18 protein-coding genes are annotated in these 15,162 nt (G+C 72.5%); 13 read left to right on the forward strand and 5 right to left on the reverse strand.

The window, feature by feature from the left end; genetic code table 11:
- Nucleotides 1-24: 24 nt before the first annotated feature.
- The 12 genes from PHZ_RS06945 (at nucleotide 25) to PHZ_RS07000 (ending at nucleotide 9,372) form a co-directional block, all read left to right on the forward strand.
- Complete coding sequence (locus tag PHZ_RS06945; protein WP_012521815.1) at nucleotides 25-477, forward strand: VOC family protein; 453 nt, start codon at nucleotides 25-27, stop codon at nucleotides 475-477.
- Nucleotides 468-806 carry an ArsR/SmtB family transcription factor gene (locus tag PHZ_RS06950; RefSeq protein WP_041373304.1) on the forward strand — a complete coding sequence of 113 codons (339 nt, stop codon included), beginning with the start codon at nucleotides 468-470 and terminating at the stop codon, nucleotides 804-806. The genes PHZ_RS06945 and PHZ_RS06950 overlap by 10 nt, the downstream gene beginning before the upstream one ends.
- The gene (locus PHZ_RS06955) at nucleotides 803-1,282 is read left to right on the forward strand and encodes an SRPBCC family protein (protein ID WP_012521817.1); all 480 of its coding nucleotides are present in this window, start codon (nucleotides 803-805) and stop codon (nucleotides 1,280-1,282) included. The genes PHZ_RS06950 and PHZ_RS06955 overlap by 4 nt, the downstream gene beginning before the upstream one ends.
- 53 nt (nucleotides 1,283-1,335) lie before the next feature.
- Complete coding sequence (locus tag PHZ_RS06960; RefSeq protein WP_012521818.1) at nucleotides 1,336-2,589, forward strand: TCR/Tet family MFS transporter; 1,254 nt, start codon at nucleotides 1,336-1,338, stop codon at nucleotides 2,587-2,589.
- A 66-nt stretch (nucleotides 2,590-2,655) separates the two neighbouring features.
- On the forward strand, nucleotides 2,656-4,050 hold the full coding sequence (locus PHZ_RS06965; RefSeq protein WP_012521819.1) for a Do family serine endopeptidase: 1,395 nt from the start codon (nucleotides 2,656-2,658) through the stop codon (nucleotides 4,048-4,050).
- 43 nt (nucleotides 4,051-4,093) lie between these two features.
- Nucleotides 4,094-5,398 (forward strand): replication-associated recombination protein A, encoded by a 1,305-nt coding sequence (locus PHZ_RS06970; RefSeq protein ID WP_012521820.1) that lies wholly within the window; start codon nucleotides 4,094-4,096, stop codon nucleotides 5,396-5,398.
- Between the two features lie 69 nt (nucleotides 5,399-5,467).
- Nucleotides 5,468-5,920, forward strand: coding sequence for a hypothetical protein (locus tag PHZ_RS06975; protein ID WP_012521821.1), 453 nt, complete (start codon nucleotides 5,468-5,470; stop codon nucleotides 5,918-5,920).
- An 8-nt stretch (nucleotides 5,921-5,928) separates the two neighbouring features.
- The gene (locus tag PHZ_RS06980; protein ID WP_012521822.1) at nucleotides 5,929-6,660 is read left to right on the forward strand and encodes an RluA family pseudouridine synthase; all 732 of its coding nucleotides are present in this window, start codon (nucleotides 5,929-5,931) and stop codon (nucleotides 6,658-6,660) included.
- Between the two features lie 80 nt (nucleotides 6,661-6,740).
- A complete protein-coding gene (locus tag PHZ_RS06985) occupies nucleotides 6,741-7,226 on the forward strand; it encodes a CC0125/CC1285 family lipoprotein (protein WP_041373305.1) in 486 nt (161 codons plus the stop codon).
- A gap of 39 nt (nucleotides 7,227-7,265) precedes the next feature.
- Nucleotides 7,266-7,649: a fluoride efflux transporter CrcB gene (gene crcB / locus PHZ_RS06990; protein WP_012521824.1), complete on the forward strand. Its 384-nt coding sequence runs from the start codon at nucleotides 7,266-7,268 to the stop codon at nucleotides 7,647-7,649.
- A complete protein-coding gene (locus PHZ_RS06995; protein WP_012521825.1) occupies nucleotides 7,646-8,623 on the forward strand; it encodes an RluA family pseudouridine synthase in 978 nt (325 codons plus the stop codon). The genes crcB and PHZ_RS06995 overlap by 4 nt, the downstream gene beginning before the upstream one ends.
- Before the next feature lie 17 nt (nucleotides 8,624-8,640).
- Nucleotides 8,641-9,372: an ATP12 family chaperone protein gene (locus PHZ_RS07000; protein ID WP_012521826.1), complete on the forward strand. Its 732-nt coding sequence runs from the start codon at nucleotides 8,641-8,643 to the stop codon at nucleotides 9,370-9,372.
- 28 nt (nucleotides 9,373-9,400) lie between these two features.
- On the opposite strand, the gene PHZ_RS07005 is transcribed toward PHZ_RS07000, so the two are convergent.
- The 5 genes from PHZ_RS07005 to PHZ_RS07025 all read right to left on the reverse strand — a co-directional run bounded on the left by PHZ_RS07005 (nucleotide 9,401) and on the right by PHZ_RS07025 (nucleotide 14,315).
- Nucleotides 9,401-9,784: a UrcA family protein gene (locus PHZ_RS07005; protein WP_041373306.1), complete on the reverse strand. Its 384-nt coding sequence runs from the start codon at nucleotides 9,782-9,784 to the stop codon at nucleotides 9,401-9,403.
- A 38-nt stretch (nucleotides 9,785-9,822) separates the two neighbouring features.
- A complete protein-coding gene (locus PHZ_RS07010; protein ID WP_012521828.1) occupies nucleotides 9,823-10,764 on the reverse strand; it encodes a homocysteine S-methyltransferase family protein in 942 nt (313 codons plus the stop codon).
- Nucleotides 10,761-11,657 (reverse strand): alpha/beta fold hydrolase, encoded by an 897-nt coding sequence (locus PHZ_RS07015; RefSeq protein ID WP_012521829.1) that lies wholly within the window; start codon nucleotides 11,655-11,657, stop codon nucleotides 10,761-10,763. Before PHZ_RS07015 ends, PHZ_RS07010 begins: the two co-directional genes overlap by 4 nt.
- The gene (locus PHZ_RS07020) at nucleotides 11,654-12,421 is read right to left on the reverse strand and encodes a sterol desaturase family protein (RefSeq protein ID WP_148216812.1); all 768 of its coding nucleotides are present in this window, start codon (nucleotides 12,419-12,421) and stop codon (nucleotides 11,654-11,656) included. Before PHZ_RS07020 ends, PHZ_RS07015 begins: the two co-directional genes overlap by 4 nt.
- 70 nt (nucleotides 12,422-12,491) lie before the next feature.
- Nucleotides 12,492-14,315 carry a hypothetical protein gene (locus PHZ_RS07025; protein WP_148216813.1) on the reverse strand — a complete coding sequence of 608 codons (1,824 nt, stop codon included), beginning with the start codon at nucleotides 14,313-14,315 and terminating at the stop codon, nucleotides 12,492-12,494.
- Between the two features lie 120 nt (nucleotides 14,316-14,435).
- Between PHZ_RS07025 and PHZ_RS21565 the strand changes: the two genes are divergently transcribed.
- Entirely contained in the window at nucleotides 14,436-15,152 is a 717-nt protein-coding gene (locus tag PHZ_RS21565) for a hypothetical protein (protein WP_049758167.1), read from the forward strand.
- Nucleotides 15,153-15,162 lie beyond the last annotated feature (10 nt).

The raw sequence follows: 15,162 nt of genomic DNA on the forward strand, positions 1-15,162 counted from the left end.
CCGGAAGACGCAAGGAGACGCCCGATGGCCGCCCGCGCAACGCTCACCTCGGCCCTGTGCTACCGCGACCCCAAGGCCGCGCTGAAGTTCCTCGAGGCCGGCTTCGGCTTCGAGCTCGTGATGCTGATCGAGGACGCCGAGGGGAACCTCGCCCACTCCGAGATGCGGCTGGGCGACAGCCTGATCATGGTCGGCAGCGAGTGGACCGACGACCATCGCAGCCCCGCCTCGCTGGGCGGCAAGAACACCCAGACGGTCCATATCCATGTCGAGGACGACATCGACGCCCACTGCGCGCGCGCCAGGGCCGCCGGCTTCGAGATCCTGATGGAGCCCGCCGACCAGTTCTACGGCGACCGCACCTACCGCTGCCGCGACCCGGAAGGCCACTACTGGACTGTCGGCCAGACGGTGAAGGCGGTCAGCCGCGAGGAGGCCGAGGCGGCCAGCGGGCTGAAGATCCAGGGATGGCTCTGAACGCCGCGGCCGAGGTCGACCGCACCCTGGCGGCCCTCGCCGACCCCAACCGGCGCCGGGTGGTCGAGCTGCTGGCCCAGCGTCCCCGGGCGGCTGGCGAGCTGGCGCGCGAGCTCGGCGTCTCGGCGCCGGCGATGAGCCGGCACCTGAAGAGTCTGCGCGCCGGCGGACTGGTGGAGGAATCCCACCCCGAGTTCGACGCGCGCGTGCGCATCTACGCCCTGAGGCCCGAGCCGATGGTCCATCTGCTGCGCTGGCTGGAGGAGAGCGAACGGCTCTGGAGCGAGCAGCTCGCCGCCTTCAAGGCCCACCTCGAGCGCGACGCATGACCTCGAAGGTCTTCGTCGCCCTGCGGGTGCGGGCCAGCCCTGCACGCGCCTTCGCAGCCTTCGTCGGCGAGATCGGCGCGTGGTGGCGGCCCAACACCTTGTTCCAGACGACCCCCCGGCCGCCGGGCCGGCTGTCGTTCGAGCCTCTGGCAGGGGAGCTGGGGGAGGGGGGCCGCCTCGTCGAGACGCTGGCGAACGGCAAGGTGTTCGAGATCGGCCGCATCCTGGCCTGGGAGCCGCCCGAGCGGCTGGTCTTCAGCTGGCGCCAGGCGAGCTTCCCGCCGGACCTGTCCACCGAGGTGGAGGTCCGCTTCGAGGCGGTCGGCGAGGAGACCCGGGTCAGCGTCGAGCACCGCGGCTTCGACCGCGTGCCGGCAGGCAGCGCCGCGCGCCACGGCTTCCCGGACGCCCTCCTGCTGCAACGCCTGGCCGAGTGGTGGCGCGACTTGCTGGAGGGCCTGGCGGCACGGGCTTAGCGACGTTGCGCGCGCCGCCGGTGCGGGCCAACCTTGGGGAGAGGGAGATCGGCATGTCCAACCTGACCACGCCGCCCGGGCCGAAGGCGCGGCGGGCCGGCTTCGGGTTCATCTTCGCGCTGGCGCTGATGAACTCGATCTCGTTCGGGATCATGATCCCGATCCTGCCGAACCTCATCAAGGAGTTCGCCGGCGGCGACACCGCGGCGGCGTCGGAATGGAACCTGCTCTTCGCCAGCGCCTGGGGCCTGATGCAGTTCTTCACCGGCCCGATCCTCGGGCTGATGTCGGACCGCTGGGGCCGCAGGCCGGTGCTGCTGATCTCGCTGTTCGGCTTGGGCGTCGACTTCCTGTTCATGGCCTTGGCGCCGAGTCTCGCCTGGCTGTTCCTGGGGCGCCTTCTGAACGGGGCGACGGCGGCCAGCTTCTCGACCGCCAACGCCTATCTCGCGGACGTCACGGCGCCGCAGGAGCGGGCGCGGCTGTTCGGCCTGCTGGGGGCCTCGTTCAGCGTCGGCTTCATCTTCGGTCCCGCGATCGGCGGCTTCCTGGGCGAGATCAACCTGCGGCTGCCCTTCGTGGCCGCGGCCGGCCTGACCCTGGTGAACTGGCTGTACGGCCTCCTGGTCCTGCCCGAGTCGCTGCCGCCCGAGCGCCGGGCGGCGCGCTTCGACTGGACGCGGGCCAATCCGGTGGGATCGCTGCGGCTGCTGCGGTCCAAGCGCGACCTGCTGGGGCTGGCCGGCATCGGCTTCCTGTTCCAGGTGGCGCACATGGTCTTCCCCACCATCTTCGTCCTCTACGTGGGATACCGGTACGGCTGGACGCCCCAGACCATGGGGCTGATGTTCCTGCTCACCGGGGTGGCGGGGCTGGTCGTGCAGAGTCTGCTGGTGGGGCCGGTCGTGCGGCGGGTGGGCGAGCGCAACGCGGTCCTCCTCGGCGCCGCCGGCGGGGCCCTGGGCCTCGTCTGGTACGGCAGCGCGCCGACCGGAGCCATGGCCGTCGCCGGCATCCCGATCTTCGCGCTGTCGGGCTTCCTCATGCCGGGCGTGCAGGGGCTGATGACCCGCCGCGTCGAGCCCCACCAGCAGGGACAGCTGCAGGGCGCCAACCAGAGCCTCACGGGGGTGGCCGCCATCCTCGGACCGATCGTGTTCGGCGAGACCTTCGCCTGGTCGCTGCGGAACCAGGCCTTCCAGGCGCCGGGCTTGGCCATGTATGTGGCGGGAGCCCTGCTGGCGCTGGCCTTCGTCATCGCCCTCGGCGCGGCGAAGGCGCCCGAGCCCGAGGCGATCGCCGCATGAGCTTCGCCATCTTTGCGCCTGAAACCTCGGCAGATTTCCGCCGTTGATCGGCTTTCCGGAGACCGCATGCGCGCCACCCGCGTCCTGATCCCCGCCTGCGCCCTGATGATGGCCGCGGCCGCCCCCCTCGGCGTCGCGGCGCAGGTCCAGTCCAACCGCGTCCCGCCGACGAGCGCGGTCGCCATGAAGAGCAGCTTCGCCCCCGTGGTGAAGCGGGCGGCGCCGGCCGTGGTCAACATCTCGGCCCGGCGGCTGGTGCGCCAGCAGACCGACCCCTTCTGGCAGCTGTTCGGCCTGGGCGCGCCGCGCGCCCGGATCGCCAATTCGCTGGGCTCGGGCGTCATCGTCCGGCCCGACGGGATCATCGTGACCAACAACCACGTCGTCGAGAACGGCCAGGAGATCACCGTCGCCCTGGCCGACCGGCGCGAGTTCCCCGCCCGCATCCTGCTGGCCGACCCCCGCACCGACCTCGCCGTGCTGAAGATCGACGTGCCGGCCGGCGAGCGCCTGCCGGTGCTGCCCATCGACGATTCGGGGGACACCGAGGTCGGCGACCTGGTCCTGGCCATCGGCGATCCCTTCGGCGTCGGCCAGACGGTCACCAACGGCATTGTCTCGGCGATCAACCGCACGCCCGACGACGACGGCGCCTCGGCCTACATCCAGACCGACGCGGCCATCAATCCGGGCAACTCGGGCGGCGCCCTGGTCGACATGGACGGCGACCTGATCGGCGTGAACAGCTTCATCCTGTCCCGCTCGGGCACCTCTTCGGGCGTCGGCTTCGCCGTGCCGGCGGCCGTGGTGCGCCGGGTGGTAGAGACGGCGGCGGGCGGCGGCCGCGCGGTCGTGCGGCCCTGGCTGGGCGCGCGGACCCAGACGGTCACCGCCGAGATCGCCCGCACGCTCGGCATGGCCCGCCCCCAGGGCGCGCTGGTCGCCGACGTCTGGCCGGGCGGGGCGGCGTTCCGGGCGGGGCTGCGCCAGGGCGACGTCGTCACCGAGGTGGACGGCCGGCCGGTGACCGACGCCGCCAGCCTGAACTACGCCTTCGCGACCCGCCGGCCCGGCGACACGGTCCGGCTCACCGTGCGCCGCGACGCCGGCCGCGAGCAGACGCTGGAGGTGCGGGCCGAGGCGCCGCCCGCCTCGCCGGCGCGCGACGAGCGCACCATCGAGGGCCAGAACCCGCTGAGCGGCGCGACGGTCGTGAACCTGTCCCCCGCCGTCGCCGACGAGCTGGGCCTGGATCCGTTCGCTGGCCGCGGCGTGCTCATCTCGCGCCTGGACCGCGGCTTCGCCGTGGGCGCAGGGTTCCGGCCCGGCGACATCATCCGTGGCGTCAACGGCCGCCGGGTGGAGAGCGTCCGCGAGCTGACGGCGGCGCTGGAGACGCCTTCGCGCGGATGGCAGATCGCCTTCGAGCGAGGCGGCCAGCTGATCACCGCCCGGTTCTGAGACGCCTCGTGGCGCGGGGCGGCTTTGTGCTAAGCCGCAGCTCATGGCCGACCTCTTCGAAGCCGCGGGCCTGACGCCCCAGCAGCCATCGCCGCTGGCCGACCGGCTGCGCCCGCAGCGGCTGGAAGAGGTGGTCGGCCAGGACCACCTCCTGGGGCCCGACGGGCCGATCCGCCGGATGGCCGAGGCCCGGCGGCTGTCGTCGATGATCCTCTGGGGGCCGCCCGGCACCGGCAAGACCACCATCGCCCGCCTGCTGGCTAAGGAGGCCGGCTACGAGTTCCAGCAGCTCTCGGCCGTGTTCTCGGGCGTCGCGGACCTGAAGAAGGCGTTCGAGCAGGCCCGGGCCCGCCGCGCCGCCGGCCAGGCCACCTTGCTCTTCGTGGACGAGATCCACCGCTTCAACCGCGCCCAGCAGGACGGCTTCCTGCCCTTCGTGGAGGAGGGGATCGTCACCCTGGTGGGCGCGACGACGGAGAACCCCTCGTTCGAGCTGAACGGCGCGCTGCTGTCCCGCTGCCAGGTCTATGTGCTGAAGCGCCTGGACGAGGCGGCGCTGGAGGCCCTGCTCGCCAAGGCGGAGGCCCACGAGGGGCGGCCGCTGCCGCTGGAGCCCGACGCGCGAGCCGCCCTGACGGCCCTGGCCGACGGCGACGGGCGATACCTGCTGACCCTGTCCGAGACCCTGTTCAACATCGCCTCGGCGAAGCCGCTGACGACCAAGGAGCTGGGCCAGATCCTGCAGAAGCGCAGCCCGGCCTACGACAAGGACCGGGAGGAGCACTACAACCTCGTCTCGGCCCTGCATAAGTCGATCCGCGGTTCGGACCCCGACGCGGCGCTCTACTGGCTGGCCAGGATGCTGCAGGGCGGGGAGGATCCGCTGTTCATCGCCCGCCGGCTGATCCGCGCCGCCGCCGAGGACATCGGCGAGGCCGACCCGATGAGCCTGGTGCTCGCGAACGCCGCCAAGGACACCTACGACTTCCTGGGCAGCCCGGAGGGCGAGATCGCCCTGGCGCAGCTCGTGGTCCACCTGGCCGCCGCGCCGAAGTCGAACGCCGTCTACAAGGCCTTCGGCGCGGCGATGAAGGCGGCGAAGGAGACGGGCTCGCTCATGCCGCCCAGCCATATCCTGAATGCGCCCACGCGGCTGATGAAGGACCTCGGCTACGGCAGGGGCTACGCCTACGACCACGACACGGCCGAAGGCTTCTCGGGCCAGAACTACTTTCCCGAGGGGATGGAGCGGCGCCAGTTCTACAAGCCCCGCGGCGACGGCAACGAGGCGCGGATCAAGGAGCGGCTTGAACGCTGGGCGGCGCTGCGCCGCGAAAAGGGCGACTGATCAGCGATCATTGTTATCCGGGCGAACCGGGCCTAGGCTCCCCCCATCGTCTCTGGGGAGGGAACGACAATGACCACCACCACTATGGAAACCTCTGCGCGCACGCCCTGGCACCTCTGGGTCGTCGGGATCGTGGCGCTGTTGTGGAACGGCTTCGCCGGCTACGACTACGTGATGACCAACCTGCAGGGCGAGGCGTACATGCGCCAGATGGGGATGACCGAGCCCCAGATCGCGCACTTCAACGCCATGCCCACCTGGATGATGGCCGTGTGGGCCATCGGCGTCTGGGGCGGCGTGCTGGGCGCGTTGCTGCTGCTCCTGCGCCGGAAGTGGGCGCTGCATGCCTTCGTGGCCTCGCTGGCGGCCTTCATCGTCAGCCTCGTCTATACGTACGGCATGACCAACGGCGCCGAGGTCATGGGCCAGACGGTGATGATCATGCAGGGGGTGATCCTGGTCTCCTGCCTGTTCTTCGCCTGGTATGCCTGGCGCGTGACGAAGCAGGGGCTTCTCCGCTAGATGGCGGGGTGAAGCCGCTCAAGCCTATCCACCTCACTTCGGACGAGGTCGCCCTCGTCCGGAGCCTGGTCCTCTACGAAGACGCAGACATCCTGGCGCTGAACAAGCCCGCGGGCCTGTCCAGCCAGGGCGGCCGCGGCCAGGTGAACACCCTCGACGAGCTGCTGTGGGCTTTCGCGAAGCCCGGCAAGGCGCGGCCGCGGCTGATCCACCGGCTGGACCGCGACACGTCCGGGGTGATCCTGACCGCCAAGACCAAGCCCGCCGCAGGTTTTCTCGGCAAGGCGCTGATGAAGCGGGCCTTTTCCAAGACCTACCTGGCGATCGTCACGCCGGGCGCGCCCGTGCCGGCGAAGGGCGTCATCGACCGGCCGCTCCGGCGGGTGGAGGAGGGGCGCGAGGCCTACATGCGGGTCTGCGAGCCCGACCATCCCGACGCCGAAGCCGCCGCCTCCCGCTACCGGACCCTGAAGGAGGGCGAAGGCGCGGCCCTGGTCGAGCTGTCCCCCGAGACCGGTCGGATGCACCAGCTCCGGGTCCATCTGGCCGCCGTCGGCCGCCCGATCGCCGGCGACGCCCGGTACGGCGGCGCCCTGATGGTCGGCGGCCGGCCCGTCCCGCGCCTGATGCTGCACGCCCGGGCGCTCGCCTTCCCCCATCCGGCGGGCGGGACGAAGCGGCTGGAAGCCGAGCCGCCGTCCGACATGGCCGAGCTCATCCAGGCGCTGGGGCTCGGCTGAGCCGGAACGGCGCCGCCCGTTCACCGTTTCGAGCTACAAGCAGCGGAAGCAGAAGGGTTTTCGCTGGAAGGGCCCGACCGATGAAACGCCTGATCGTCCCCGCGCTCCTCGCCATGGCGCTTTCGGCCTGCGCCACGGCGCCGACCGTCTACCAGCCCGCGGCGGGGCCGAGCGCCGTCGGCTATTCGGAATACCGGATCGAACCCGGCCGTTACCGCGTGACCTTCCGCGGCGGGGCCGGGGCCTCGCCCGAGCACGTCACCGACCTGGCCCTGCTGCGCGCGGCCGACCTCGCCCTGGCCGAGGGCTACGACTGGTTCCAGGTCACCGATCGCTTCCTGCAGGGCCAGCCCGACCGCGGCCCGCGGATCGGGCTGGGGGTCGGCGGCGCCGACTTCGGACGCCGCTCCAGCGTGGGCCTGGGGGTCGGCACCAGCTTCAACCTCGGCGGCGGCCCGGCGGTGACGGCGACGCTGGAGGTCCTGATGGGGCGGGGCGAGCGGCCCCGCGGTCTGAACGTCTACGACGCCCGCGGCCTGCGCCAGAGCCTGGGTCCGCGCGTCTAGGCGCTTCCGCCCGGCGGCCGGGCGTCGCATAAGGGCGCCATGCAAGCTCTCCTGCTCGTCGGAGCCGGCGGCGCGGCCGGGGCCGTGGCGCGTTATCTCCTGGGCGTCCAGGCCCTCCGGTGGCTGGGCCCCGGCTGGCCCTACGGCACCTTCGCCGCGAACATCCTTGGCGGGTTCCTGATGGGCCTGCTGGCCGGCGGCCTGGCGCATCGCGGCGGCGCGGGCCAGGAGACCTGGCGCCTGCTGCTGGGCGTGGGCGCCCTCGGCGGCTTCACGACCTTCTCGGCCTATTCGCTGGAGGTGGCGCTGATGATAGAGCGGCGCGCCTACGGCCAGGCCTTCGCCTACAGCCTGGGCTCGGTGGCGCTCGCGGTGGCGGCGCTGTTCGCCGGCCTGCTGCTGGCCCGGCGAGTGTTCGCATGAGGGAAGTCCGCACGCTCTACGTGGACAAGGGCGAGGAGGGCGTCCGCCTGGACCGGTGGTTCAAGCGCCGCTGGCCGCACCTGAACCATATCCAGATCCAGAAGCTGACCCGGTCGGGGCAGATCCGCGTGGACGGGGCCCGCGCCAAGCCCGACACGCGGCTGTCGGCCGGCTCCCAGGTGCGCGTGCCGCCGCTGCCCGATGCTCCGCCGCCGCGCGCCAAGGGCGAGCTCGACCCGCGCGAGGCCGCCTACGCCAGGAGCCTGGTGATCTACGAGGACGAGGACGTGCTGGCCCTGAACAAGCCCTCGGGCCTCGCTGTTCAGGGCGGCACCAAGACCACCCGGCACATCGACGGCCTGCTCTCGGCCTGGGGCGAGGGGCTGGAGCGCCCGCGCCTGGTCCACCGGCTCGACCGCGACACCTCGGGCGTGCTGGTCCTGGGCAAGACGCCCGGGGCGGCCGCCAAGCTGGCCGGCGCCTTCGCCAAGCGGCGGACGCAGAAGATCTATTGGGCGCTGGTCGCCGGCCTTCCCAAGCCCGGCCAGGGGGTGCTAGAGCTGCCGCTCGCCAAGAAGGGCGTCGGCGACCGCGAGATGATGGTCCCGGCCGACCCCAAGGACCCTCGCGCCGAGACCGCCGAGACCGAGTTCGTGACCCTGGCCCGGGCCGCCGACAAGGTCGCCTGGATGGCGCTGTGGCCCCACACCGGCCGCACCCACCAGCTGCGGGCCCACATGCTGGCCATGGGCCACCCGATCCTGGGCGATCCCAAGTACAAGACCGAAGCGTCCGAGGCGCTGTCTGGCGGGCTGAAGCTGCAGCTTCACGCGCGCCGGCTGGTCCTGCCGCACCCTTCGCGCGGGACGCTGATGCTGGAGGCGCCGATCGGCAAGGAGATGAAGGCCGGCTTCGAGCGTTTCGGCTTCGACGAGCACGAGGCCGATCCCGAGCCGTTCAGCCGGCGGCGCTAGAGTTCAGGAGACTGTCGTTGCGCAAGGGCTTCCACGAACCCGCCGAGAAACCCCGGCGGTTCTACAAGGACGTTTCCGTCGGCGAGGATGCGGCGGGCTTCGCCGTGCTGCTCGACGGGCGCGCGCTGCGCACGCCGAAGGGCCAGCCGTTCCGCGCCCCGAGCCGCGAGATCGCCGAGCAGGTGGCCGAGGAGTGGGCCGCCCAGGGCGAGACGCTGGAGCTGGCGACGATGCACGCCACGCGCCTGGCCAACACCGCGCTCGAGAGCATCTCGCAGAACCGGGAGGCCGTGGCCGGACAGGTGGCGCAGTACGCCGCCTCGGACCTCGTCTGCTACTTCGCCGAGGGGCCGGAGGCGCTGGTGAGCCGCCAGGTGGCGGCGTGGGGCCCGGTGCTGGAGCGGGCGCAGGCCGAGGAGGGGCTGAGCTTCGTGCGGGCCGCGGGAATCGTCCACCGGGAGCAGCCGTCGGAGACGCTGGAGAAGGTCCGCGCGCTGGCCCTGGAGCTGGACGACTTCGCGCTGTCGGGCCTGGCCTTCGGCGTGGCGCTGTTCGGCTCGGCGGTGCTGGGCATCGCGGTGCTGCGCGGCTGGCTGGGCGGCGAGGCCGCCTTCGAACTCTCCCGGGTCGACGAGGCGTTCCAGGAAGAGAAGTGGGGTGTTGACGCCGAGGCCGCCGAACGCGCCGACAAGCTCCGGGACGAAGCCCGGATGCTGGAGCGGTGGTTCCGCGGCCTCGACGCCGCCTGAGGGCACGGGGCCGCCCTCAGGACTCCGGTCAGGGGGCGCCGAGGGGGCTCCCTGCGATCCGCGCCCGGGCCTGATCGCGCGCCTGCTCGCGCGCCTGGGCCCGCGCCACGGCGCGTTCCACCTGCTGTTCGGCGTCGCCGCGGGCGCGCGCGGCGCACGCGCGCTGGATCACCGTGTCGTGGGTGAGCAGGCGGCGCGGCACGCCGCACACGTCGGCCACCGCGCGGTCGATGCGCTTGTGCAGCGCCTGGACGTCGTCGGCCTCGCTCAGGTCGAGGTCGGCGTGGGCGACCACGACGGAGGCCTTCAGGGGGCGGGCCTCGGCGGCGCCGCCTGTAGCGAACGGGGCGGCGATCAGGCCGGCGGCGAGCACGACGAGGCTCGCCCGGCCCTTGCGGGTCGGTTGGGTCATGGGATCGTTCCTTGTGGGTTAGGGGTGGGTCGTTCGGTTCAGGCGGCGACGGCGACGCAGGCCCGGCCCAGGGCCGCCACATGGCGGTGGTCGGTCCCGCAGCAGCCGCCGATCACCCGGATCCAGGGGCGGCGGCGCAGGATCTCGGCATGCTCGGCGGCGAGCTCGGCGGGATCGCCGTCGTCCAGGTCGGGCGAGTCGTTCAGCTCCTGGTGGCTGCGCCGCGAGGCGTTGGCGCGCAGGCCCTGGATGCGCTTCGCCCAGGGCGCGTCGGCCGCCAGGGCCTCGGCGAAGTGGCTGGGATGGGCGCAATTGACCATGTAGTAGGCCGGCGCCCCGCCGGTGGCCTCGTCCACCGCCTGGACGGCGCGCCCCAGGGCCTCGCCGGTGGGCAGGCGCCCGTCGGTCTCCACCGTGAACGAGATGGCGACGGGCAGGCCGAACGTCTGGGCGGCGCGGACGACGCCGACGGCTTCCGGCGTGTTGGTCATGGTGATGGCGCAGACCATGTCCGCCCCGGCCTCGGCGAAGGCCGCCACCTGGCCCGCATGGTAGGCCTCGGCGGCCTCGGCGGTCATGGCCTCGCCGGGATCGTAGCCGTCGCCGCGCGGACCCACGCAGCCCGAGACCACGATTGGAGAGACCTGGCCGGCGTAGGCGGTCCTCAGCGCCTCCATCATGGCGATCGCCTGGCGGTTCAGCTCGCCGAGGTCGTCGGCGGAGATTCCCAGCCGCTCGGCCCAGTCGGGGCTCGCCCGCCAGGTGGGGGACTCCAGGACGAAGCCTACCCCCTCGGCCGCGGCGATGTCGAGATAGGTCCGGTAGTAGCGCCTGAGGACATCGCGCCCGGCCGGGTCGCGCAGCAGCGTGAAGGCGGCGAAGTGCGGCAGCTCGAGCCCCTCGTGGAAGATCAGGGTGGTCTCCAGGCCGCCGTCCGTGAGGAACAGGCCGTTCGAGAGCTGGGGCAGGCGGGGACTCATCGCGCGGCCTCCACGGCCCGCTGGGCCTGCATCATCATGGCGATCAGGCCGGCCACCTGCTCGGGGTCCTCCCAGTGGGGGCTGTGGCCGGCGCCCTCGAAGACCACGAGGCGGGAGCCCGGGATGGTCTTCAGCACGTCCTGGTCGCCGCGGCCGACGAAGGCGTCCTGGTCGCCCCAGATGATCAGCGCCGGGACCTGCAGGCGGCGCAGCTCGGCCGAGCAGTCCTCGGCCATCATCCCCTGCAGGATCGCCTTCCAGGCATGGACGGGCAGCTTTTGGGTCTCGTTCGTGACGAGGTCGAGGAAGGCCGGCGGCACCGGCCTCGCCAGGGTGCTTTCCTGGAAGGCGCGGGCGGCCTCGGGGCTCATCGGCGCGGTCATCGGCGCGATCTCGGCCTCGTACCAGGCCTGCACGGCGGCGTTGCCGGACAGGGACGGGAAGGCGCCTTCCAGCACGAGACCCGCGGTCCGCTCGGGATGGCGCATGGCGAAGCGCTGGGCGACGAGGCTGCCCATCGAGTGGCCGTAGACGACGGTCCGGCGCACGCCGAGGGCGTCCAGCGCGGCGGCCGCGTCGGCCACGAAGGCGTCGGTGGCGTAGGGGCCGGCGGGCTTTCCGCTGTCGCCGTGCCCGCGCTGGGTGATGGCGATGGCGCGGACGTGGGGCGGCAGGGCCTCCATGAGCGGCCGCATGGAGGGCGCGGAGTCGCTGAGGCCGTGCAGGAGCAGGATCGGCGGGCCGAGGGGATCGCCGGACTGCAGGACGTCGAGTTCGACGCCGGTGGGCAGCGCCAGGCGCTGGTGGGTGAACTGGGTCATGGCGGCTTTCGATGAACGGATGTGGGCGGGGGTTTCCGGCGGCGGAGCGGCGTCGGCGAGGATCGGGGTCATCGGGCGGCCTCCGCGGTAGGGACGAGGCGGCCCTGGGGCGCGCCGGCCACGTCGCGGCCGATGAGCAGGTCGCCGATGCGGTGCGAGGCGCCGTCGTAGAATCCGGCCTGGCCTTCCCAGGTCTTCGGGTTCCGGTAGGTGCCGAACACCATGTCCCAGATCGGAATGTCGCCGTAGTTGAAGCGGTGGACGCCGCGCTCGTGGTGCAGGGCGTGCATCTCGGGCCGGGCGACGAACCAGCCCAGCCATTTCGGCGTGCGCAGGTTGGCGTGCTGGAACAGCCCGCAGAAGGTGGCCGCGAGGAAGGCGATCAGCACCGCCTCGGGGGCGAAACCGAACACGAACACCAGGGTGAAGCTGCCGACGAAGGCCCAGCCCACCATGTCCAGCGGGTGGAAATAGAGCGCGCCCCAGATGTCCACCCGCTCGGCGCTGTGGTGGGTCTGGTGGAACAGCCGCCACAGCACGTCCGAGCCGTGCATGGTCCGGTGCCAGGCGTAGACGCCGAGCTCATAGGCCAGGAAGGCGAGCGGCGCGGCGGCCCACAGCGGCAGGTCCTTCAGGTCGAACAGGGTGTGCTCGCCCAGGAATCCGTCCCACAGGAAGGGGGCGCGGGTCGAGACGTACCAGTAGAGCACGGCCGCGAGGACGCCCTTCACGCGCCAGCCGCGCACGGCGGGGAACGCGCGGGCGGGCGCCGCGAGGTCGATGGCCGCGAAAGCGGCGAACAGGCCGAACAGCCAGAAATCGTATAGGCCGAACACGAGGGAGGCTCCTTTTCTCGGGCTTTTCCCCATAGGCGTGAGCCTGCGCCTCACATCGTGAGGCGCGCTGTCAGGCGATGCTCCAGCGGACGTTGGTCTCCGGTTCGTAGCTGCAGAAGGCGCCGGTGCGGATCGAGGCCTTGAGGTGCCGGCCGAGCTCGGGGTGGGCCTCGGCGACCTTCTTGATGGCGCTGCGGATGCGCCAGGTGACGGCCGTGCGGGCTTTCTCCACCGGATCCCCCAGCGTGCGGCCGCGGCCGCCCAGGCCGATGGCGGCCGAGAGCTGTTCGATCAGGGCGTCCAACTCGGCGCCGAGCCGTTCGGAGCGGGCGAGGTCCCCGTCGCGCTCGGCGTCGGCCAGCGCCGCCTGCAGGTCGCGGATGCGGGCGTGACAGGACGCCCGGGCGCGGCCGTCCATCAGCGGGCCGGCGTTCCCCTCGGCGACCCGGCCGGCCAGGTCCATGCAGTGGATCCGCTCGCGGGGGCTGGCGAGCAGCAGGGCGATGTCGCGGCAGCCCTTCATGTCGGGCAGGTGGACGCTGCGGCCCTTGTAGTGGGCCTGCCAGACGCCGCCGACGAGGCCGAACCGGCCGGTCTCGGCGCCGTCCTCGTGCCGATAGGCCCTGCCGCTGATCGGGCCGGTCAGCCCGGCCTTGCGCAGGCCCTCGACCAGCCGTTCCCGATCGGCCTCGCGCGAGAACGGATTGACGTGCAGCAGATAGTCCAGCGGCTCGCCCGGGCGCGGCTCGCGGCCGAAGGTGATCTTCTCGCGGAAGGTCTCGAGGAACATGGCGTGCTGGCGGCGCGCCTCGTCCATCCGGCCGAGATGCGCGTAGGTCGCGGCCATGTAGGCGGACTGGTCCACCATCATGTGCGGCGGCGAGGCCTCGGCGAGGGCGATCCCGTCCTCCAGGCGCTGGGCCATGAAGCAGGCCAGGAAGGCGTAGATGTAGTACCAGGGCTCGTGCAGCGGATTGAGCCGGAAGGCCTTCTCCGCCATCGAAAGCGCCCGGTCGTCCTCGCCCAGGTAGCTCCACCAGACGCAGGTCTGCATCAGGGCGTCGGCGTTGTTGGGCGACAGCGCCAGCACCCGCTCCAGGTGCCGGCGGCCCTGGCCCCAGTTGCGACGGTAGATGTGGATCCTGGCGAGGACCGCCTGGACGAGGTGGTCGCTGTCGTCGAGTTCGGCGGCGCGGCAGGCGTAGTCGAAGGCCAGGCGCTCGGCCTCCTCCCAGCAGTTCCAGCTCTGGCAGCTCCAGTCGTTGAAGTGGCTGAGCGACAGGCCGGCGTAGGCGCGGGCGTAGGTGGGATCGAGCTCCAGGGCGCGCTGGAACAGGGCCCGCGCCTCGGCGTCGGCCTCGCTGGTGCCCCTGCGCAGCACTTCGCGTCCGCGCAACCAGAGGTCGTAGGCCTCCAGGCTGCTGGTCGGCCGGTGACGCGCCTCGCTGAGCCGTGCGGTGTCGATCCGCGTGGAGAGCTGGTTGGCCACGGCGGCGGCGACCTCGTTCTCCACGGCGTGGAGGCTGGCCAGCGAGACGTCGTAGTCGCCGCTCCAGGCGAGCCGGCCGGTGGCGGTCTCGATCAGATTGACCTTCACCTTCAGCGCCTGGTTCGGGGTCCCCGCGCGAAGGGATGAATCCAGCAGGTGGGTGACCCCGAAGTCCTCGTGCAGCCGGGCCGGGACGAGCTGCTCCGGCGTGAGCGACAGCGACGTTCGGGCGGCCAGCACCTCGAAGTTCGGGAAGCGCGCGAGCTCGGAGATCACGTCCTCCAGGAAGGCGGACGCGATGCGCGCGGCCTCGGGCTCGGAGGGCGCGGCGGCGAAGGGCGCAACGGCAATGGCGGCGGCCCGGCGATCCCGCGCCGGGCCGACCGCGTCTCGTTTGAAGAACATGGTTCGCTGATACAGCATCGCCGCGCGCGGATAAACCATGACGCGAGCTTTCTGGCGCGGCGCTTGCCTTTTGCCGTCTGCCGGAGCGGCGCCTGTGCCGCTCCGGGACGGAGTCCGGACGTGGTTTCGAGCGTCGCGAGCCTGAAGCATCTCTCCGCCGGCCGGTGGCCGGTCGCTTCCGTGCGCCCGCAGCCGGCCCGGACCGAGTCGACGACGGAAGCGGCGCGGACCGGGAGAGGGGCCCAGGTCCGCGCCCACCACGGCGTGGACCGGCCGGCGTTCGCCGCCGACGCCATGGCCGCGCTGCTGAACGCTCAGGGCGGGGTGGACTGGCGCGAGGTCCGAGACGAGATCAGGGACGACGTCCGCGACGCCGTCGAGGACCTGCTGGAGCGCCTGCGCGAGCGGCATGGCCACGGCCGGCCGCGCGGCCCGAAGCCGCACGATCCGCCGCCGTCGGACCCGCCGCCCTCGACCGAACCGCCGCCGACCGAGCCGCCGCCCGTCGTGGTCCAGCCGGCGCCGGTGGTGGACGATCCCGCGCCGGCCCGCTTCCTCGAGAGCGTGCGCGCGCAGCTGCGCGCCGACGCCGGACCGGCCGCGCCGACCACGCCGTTCTCGCAGCGGAACAAGCCGGCGGCGCCTGCGCCGCGGCCGGCGGGCGGGCCCCTGGCTGCTTTCCACACGCCCGGCGTCTTCACCCAGGCCCAGGCGGGCGCGATGCGCGCCACCGTGCAGGCCCAGGCCGGCGTCGCCCTGCTGCAGGCCGCGCAGATGAGCCTCTACGGCCAGCCGCCGGGCGCCGCGAACCCGTTCCGGATCAGCGCCTTCGCCTGAACCCCGCCCG

Origin of the sequence: Phenylobacterium zucineum HLK1, from assembly GCF_000017265.1 — a bacterium.
Classification (GTDB): domain Bacteria; phylum Pseudomonadota; class Alphaproteobacteria; order Caulobacterales; family Caulobacteraceae; genus Phenylobacterium; species Phenylobacterium zucineum.

Coding starts and splice junctions, on each gene's coding strand:
- crcB (WP_012521824.1), top strand. CDS start 7,266: ATGCAAGCTCTCCTGCTCGTCGGAGCCGGCGGCGCGGCCGGGGCCGTG.
- PHZ_RS07015 (WP_012521829.1), bottom strand. CDS start 11,657: ATGACCCCGATCCTCGCCGACGCCGCTCCGCCGCCGGAAACCCCCGCC.
- PHZ_RS07010 (WP_012521828.1), bottom strand. CDS start 10,764: ATGAGTCCCCGCCTGCCCCAGCTCTCGAACGGCCTGTTCCTCACGGAC.
- PHZ_RS07005 (WP_041373306.1), bottom strand. CDS start 9,784: ATGACCCAACCGACCCGCAAGGGCCGGGCGAGCCTCGTCGTGCTCGCC.
- PHZ_RS06955 (WP_012521817.1), top strand. CDS start 803: ATGACCTCGAAGGTCTTCGTCGCCCTGCGGGTGCGGGCCAGCCCTGCA.
- PHZ_RS06965 (WP_012521819.1), top strand. CDS start 2,656: ATGCGCGCCACCCGCGTCCTGATCCCCGCCTGCGCCCTGATGATGGCC.
- PHZ_RS07025 (WP_148216813.1), bottom strand. CDS start 14,315: ATGTTCTTCAAACGAGACGCGGTCGGCCCGGCGCGGGATCGCCGGGCC.
- PHZ_RS06945 (WP_012521815.1), top strand. CDS start 25: ATGGCCGCCCGCGCAACGCTCACCTCGGCCCTGTGCTACCGCGACCCC.
- PHZ_RS06995 (WP_012521825.1), top strand. CDS start 7,646: ATGAGGGAAGTCCGCACGCTCTACGTGGACAAGGGCGAGGAGGGCGTC.
- PHZ_RS06960 (WP_012521818.1), top strand. CDS start 1,336: ATGTCCAACCTGACCACGCCGCCCGGGCCGAAGGCGCGGCGGGCCGGC.
- PHZ_RS06950 (WP_041373304.1), top strand. CDS start 468: ATGGCTCTGAACGCCGCGGCCGAGGTCGACCGCACCCTGGCGGCCCTC.
- PHZ_RS06975 (WP_012521821.1), top strand. CDS start 5,468: ATGACCACCACCACTATGGAAACCTCTGCGCGCACGCCCTGGCACCTC.
- PHZ_RS06970 (WP_012521820.1), top strand. CDS start 4,094: ATGGCCGACCTCTTCGAAGCCGCGGGCCTGACGCCCCAGCAGCCATCG.
- PHZ_RS06985 (WP_041373305.1), top strand. CDS start 6,741: ATGAAACGCCTGATCGTCCCCGCGCTCCTCGCCATGGCGCTTTCGGCC.